The following is a 3,800-nucleotide window of genomic DNA, read 5'->3' on the forward strand; positions in this document are numbered from 1 at the left end:
ATATATATATATATATATATATATATCAAAAAAACTAACGGAATAAGATTTAAAAAAAATTACTTGTCGGTAAATTTTGCATCTTTTTTTTCCTGGATTTATCGGGTTGTCATAAAATACATGATTAAATATCCCGGATTTTCATGTGGAAAAATGATTTTCCTCCTTCCGCTTTTTCTTTCCGGACCTATTATTTTCCAACTCAGTTACTCATTCTACCGTAAAAAAAGAGGCCACTTACCGGTGACCTCTTTCTGCGTTTGCAAGATTAGAGATTGGAAATATAATCCATCACTTCCCGCCTGCTGCTTTCAAAATCCAGTGCTTCCCCTACCAGATAATATTTTTGTTTGTCGACACACTTCGGGAACAGCAGCTTAGCCAATGCAATTTTATTCTTATCAAAACTTAAGTCTTTTACAAGAATGCTGATCTGCCTTGATGTAAACATGGCATGTTTGCCCTGCGCCTGGATAAAGGCTGTTTTTTTCTCGTCAAACCAGGCCTCTTTTTTCATGGCTTCCAGAAACCGCTGGAAATCCTGCCGGTCCATAACATTTGGATAATTTACATTTTCATTCCAGTCTCCCGGGCTTCCGTACGGATTGTTCCATACTTCATTCCAGTTGTTGAAACCGTAGGACTGATTCGGTACGGGATAGGCATCCAGAAGGTACAGGCCTTCCGTTGTAAAGAAATCCAGGACCATCCTGCTGTTATTCCGGACGTTTAAAGTGGTTCTGTACAGGAGATGCCCGCCTTCATAAATGGAAACCGGGATTCTTCCTGCCGGCAGATCAAAGAACCGGTACCGCCCGGAATTGTTGGACATGTACTGATCTGCGATTTCAACACTGAAAAGTCCCTGCTCCGGAATCCTGAGGAATACTTCGGAATATCCATAATCCGGGTTCCACTGATAGGACGGGTTTTTCATCCCGGATCCTCCGCCGTCACGGTTCCTGAATTCAGGAATACGGGTATTGTTTTTCTGAATCTTCACCCCGGAATCCGGAGATCCCAGTTCAGTACCGGAGGCTTCGTTTTTCAGGCGCTCGCCTGCTTTTCCGGCTTCCTGTGAAAACACATTCATTCCTGTCAGGAGCAACAGGCTCATCAGAATATATCTCATCAATCGATTTTTTATAGACGGAAAGATACAAAAAAAGAGAAACCCTTTCAGGCTCCTCTTTATGGTTCTATGTCTTTTTACAAAAGATATTACATATGGATCGGCCTTTTCGCCGTAGCATCCAGGGCTGCTTCCTTGATGGCCTCCGCATAAGTAGGGTGCGCATGGGAGCTTCTGGCGATATCTTCGGCACTGGCACGGAATTCCATGGCGATCACACCTTCTGCGATAAGGTCGGCCGCTCTTGCACCTACGATATGCATTCCCAGCACTTCATCGGTTTTTTCATCAGCGATGATCTTTACCAATCCGTCCACATCACCGCTGGCACGGCTTCTTCCCAGGGCTCTCATCGGGAAGGAGCCTACTTTATAGGCCACGCCTTCCTCTTTCAGCATTTCTTCGGTTTTGCCTACACCGGCTACTTCCGGCCATGTGTATACGACTCCCGGGATCAGGTTGTAGTTGATATGCGGCTTCTGCCCTGCCAGGGTTTCCGCTACAAATACCCCTTCTTCCTCAGCTTTGTGAGCCAGCATGGCCCCTTTGATAACGTCACCGATCGCATAGATGTTGGATACGTTGGTCTGCAGATGGTCGTTTACTTTTACTCTTCCTCTCTCATCCAGCTCCACACCGGCTTTTTCCAGTCCTAGGCCGTCTGTGTAAGGCCTCCTTCCTACCGATACCAGGCAATAATCCCCTTCTACGGTTACTTCTTCGCCTTTTTTATCTTTTGCCGTAATTTTTACGGAGTCGCCGTTTCTTTCCACAGCGGAGACAGCGGTCGAAAGCATGAACTTCATTCCCTGTTTTTTAAGGACTTTAGTCAGCTCCTTGCTCAGCGCACCGTCCATTCCCGGGATAATTTTGTCCATGAACTCAACCACAGTTACCTGGGCGCCAAGTCTCAGATAGACAGAACCTAATTCAAGACCGATGACCCCGCCGCCGATTACTACCAGGTGCTTAGGGATTTCTTTCAGGTTCAGCGCTTCCGTGGAAGTAATCACCCTCTCCTTGTCCAGTGTGATGAAAGGTAAGCTGGTCGGTTTGGAACCGGTAGCGATAATGGTATATTTTGATTCGATGGTTTCTGTGGAACCGTCGTTTTTGGTTACTTTGATCCCGGTGGCAGATTCGAAGCTTCCTACCCCTTCAAAAACGGTAATTTTGTTTTTGTTCATCAGGTAGCTGATGCCGTCTGTATTCTGCTTGATCACTTCGTTCTTACGCTCGATCATTCTGGCAATATCGGCCTGAGGTTCATTGATAATGATTCCGTGGGAAGCAAAATTATGTTTGGCGTTTTCAAAGTGCTCGGAGCTGTCCAGCAATGCTTTTGAAGGAATACATCCCACGTTCAGGCAGGTTCCTCCCAACGTAGGATATTTTTCAATAATGGCTGTTGTGAATCCTAATTGTGCGGCACGGATGGCAGCCACATAACCGCCAGGACCTGAACCGATAACGGTAACATCGAATTGACTCATGTTATTTATGAATTTTTTTATTAATAACTTTCTTACTGCTTACAAATTTAACGATTAATTACCAAGTGGGAAAGTGAGATTTGTCAAACTTTAGCAGTAATCCAAAGCGCAAACTGAAGGGATTGATTTTTAACACCGATCTTTGATATCACTAAATTTTTCAATGATCTCAAGGCATTTTTCCTGTAGCATTTCCTGATATTTCCTGTCGATGACAGCAAGCTTCAGATCAAGTGCAGCAAGATATTCTTTGTTATAATGCTGCCTTTCCTCACCTATCGGATAATTCATTATTTCATGATCATATTTCCTGCAGACCTCAAGATGTATTTCCTGCAAGGGCAGGATATCCTCTATCCTTCCGATGAGATAATTCATTTTAGCGTATCCTTCATGCGGCCCGATCCGGCGGGTGGTAATGGCAATGGCCGTGGAGCGCAGTTTCCTGATAAACCGGTTCCGCCTTAACTCATCGAATGGGTGCATCTTAGTATCAGTAGACTGAAAAATGTAATTTAATTCAAATTGATTTTTCCCTCTCCGAATGCGGCGGTGCTCTCCGGCCGGGTTTCTCCGTAAACATACCATTCCAGGCTCTCCAGATGTTCCAGTGCATTTTCCGGCGTGATATAAGGGCGGTCTTTCTTGGAGACAATTCCCTTGAACCACCTTAGCATACCCTGTTGATCGCCCGTTTGTACGGGTACTGTATAGACAATCCAGATCCGCTGGCAAAGCTTACATTGCTGGGTGCTGACCTCAGCATGCCTGCTGCCGGTGTGATCCGTTCCGATGGTTGAACTTCTGAATTCGGTATAACCGGAGCCTGGTTTTTCGCAGGCACAGCCCAGCTTAAGGATTTTTTCCATGAATGAATTGATTGGAGAACGTTAAAAACATCCAAAAATAAGAAAATATAATGTTACGACATACTGTTCCGTTAAGAACGCTGCTTTTTGACCAGATCCAGCAATACAGCTTCATACTGATCCAGGATGAGGTCCTTTGAAAATCTAGAGCGGATTGCATTTTTCACCCCGTCCTGATGATGGCTTTCATGAAGGATCCTGACGATCTGCCGGGAAAAGTTTTCATGGTCTTCGATATTGGAGACCTCACCGTTTATGCCATGCTGTATGATTTCATTGATTCCTCCCGGACAGTTATTGGCCAGG

Annotated in this window: 4 protein-coding genes and 1 pseudogene; all 5 read right to left on the bottom strand. The window is 45.0% G+C overall.

The window, feature by feature from the left end:
• Nucleotides 1-268: 268 nt before the first annotated feature.
• Nucleotides 269-1,132, bottom strand: coding sequence for a DUF4476 domain-containing protein (locus QZ735_RS05135; RefSeq protein ID WP_294245113.1), 864 nt, complete (start codon nt 1,130-1,132; stop codon nt 269-271).
• An 89-nt stretch (nt 1,133-1,221) separates the two neighbouring features.
• Complete coding sequence (lpdA, locus tag QZ735_RS05140; protein ID WP_294245115.1) at nt 1,222-2,625, bottom strand: dihydrolipoyl dehydrogenase; 1,404 nt, start codon at nt 2,623-2,625, stop codon at nt 1,222-1,224.
• 129 nt (nt 2,626-2,754) lie between these two features.
• Complete coding sequence (locus tag QZ735_RS05145) at nt 2,755-3,111, bottom strand: hypothetical protein (protein WP_294245117.1); 357 nt, start codon at nt 3,109-3,111, stop codon at nt 2,755-2,757.
• A gap of 29 nt (nt 3,112-3,140) precedes the next feature.
• Nucleotides 3,141-3,494 carry a hypothetical protein gene (locus QZ735_RS05150; protein WP_294245120.1) on the bottom strand — a complete coding sequence of 118 codons (354 nt, stop codon included), beginning with the start codon at nt 3,492-3,494 and terminating at the stop codon, nt 3,141-3,143.
• Between the two features lie 71 nt (nt 3,495-3,565).
• Nucleotides 3,566-3,800, bottom strand: a pseudogene (locus tag QZ735_RS05155) (glycosyltransferase); the annotation flags it as partial.

The organism is uncultured Chryseobacterium sp., assembly GCF_913776365.1.
Lineage (GTDB): Bacteria > Bacteroidota > Bacteroidia > Flavobacteriales > Weeksellaceae > Chryseobacterium.